The sequence below is a fragment of the Echinicola sediminis genome, from assembly GCF_054777495.1.
Genome location: NZ_BAAHAP010000229.1, coordinates 1 through 1,183 on the forward strand (window position 1 = coordinate 1; position 1,183 = coordinate 1,183).

Here is a 1,183-nt window from a genome sequence, read left to right on the forward strand (position 1 = left end):
TGTTTCGATTGCACACATCAGCTTTATCAGTATCCCTTAACCAAGTTCGAGAGAAATCTCTATTTCCTGTTTACATTGTTGAACGGGTAATGACTCCAACTTATTGATAGTGTTTTATGTTCAGATAATGCCCGATGACTTTGTCATGCAGCTCCACCGATTTTGAGAACGACAGCGACTTCCGTCCCAGCCGTGCCAGGTGCTGCCTCAGATTCAGGTTATGCCGCTCAATTCGCTGCGTATATCGCTTGCTGATTACGTGCAGCTTTCCCTTCAGGCGGGATTCATACAGCGGCCAGCCATCCGTCATCCATATCACCACGTCAAAGGGTGACAGCAGGCTCATAAGACGCCCCAGCGTCGCCATAGTGCGTTCACCGAATACGTGCGCAACAACCGTCTTCCGGAGCCTGTCATACGCGTAAAACAGCCAGCGCTGGCGCGATTTAGCCCCGACATAGCCCCACTGTTCGTCCATTTCCGCGCAGACGATGACGTCACTGCCCGGCTGTATGCGCGAGGTTACCGACTGCGGCCTGAGTTTTTTAAGTGACGTAAAATCGTGTTGAGGCCAACGCCCATAATGCGGGCAGTTGCCCGGCATCCAACGCCATTCATGGCCATATCAATGATTTTCTGGTGCGTACCGGGTTGAGAAGCGGTGTAAGTGAACTGCAGTTGCCATGTTTTACGGCAGTGAGAGCAGAGATAGCGCTGATGTCCGGCGGTGCTTTTGCCGTTACGCACCACCCCGTCAGTAGCTGAACAGGAGGGACAGCTGATAGAAACAGAAGCCACTGGAGCACCTCAAAAACACCATCATACACTAAATCAGTAAGTTGGCAGCATCACCGGCATTCAAAATCATTATGGCCGCGATCTATTTCTGGCTGTTCTCTATCACTTTTGGCGGCATCGTCGCTCATGGGTAAGGGGAGTATATTAGCCATTTGGAACCCCACGGTCTCTTGCGGGTTTAATTAAGAACCCGCAAGAAAAACACGAATTGGGCTATATTTTTCCGCCTACGCCATTAAACTTCTCAATAAACGAGACGATTTTCTGAAGCGACTTGCGCAGCTAACGGGCAGTATGGCCGCAGCATTAACCGTTTTACCGCTTCTGGAAGTCAACTATGCGCATGCCGAAACGGTACCTAAACAGGACGATCGTATCAAAACAG

Annotated in this window: 1 protein-coding gene; it reads right to left on the reverse strand. The window is 50.4% G+C overall.

Annotation, left to right across the window (positions count from 1 at the left end):
• Nucleotides 1-100: 100 nt before the first annotated feature.
• A protein-coding gene (locus tag ACYVAA_RS22905; RefSeq protein ID WP_103215986.1) for an IS1-like element IS1A family transposase occupies nucleotides 101-798 on the reverse strand; the annotation gives its coding sequence in 2 pieces (ribosomal slippage) (nucleotides 101-549 and nucleotides 549-798; 699 coding nt in all).
• Nucleotides 799-1,183: the final 385 nt, after the last annotated feature.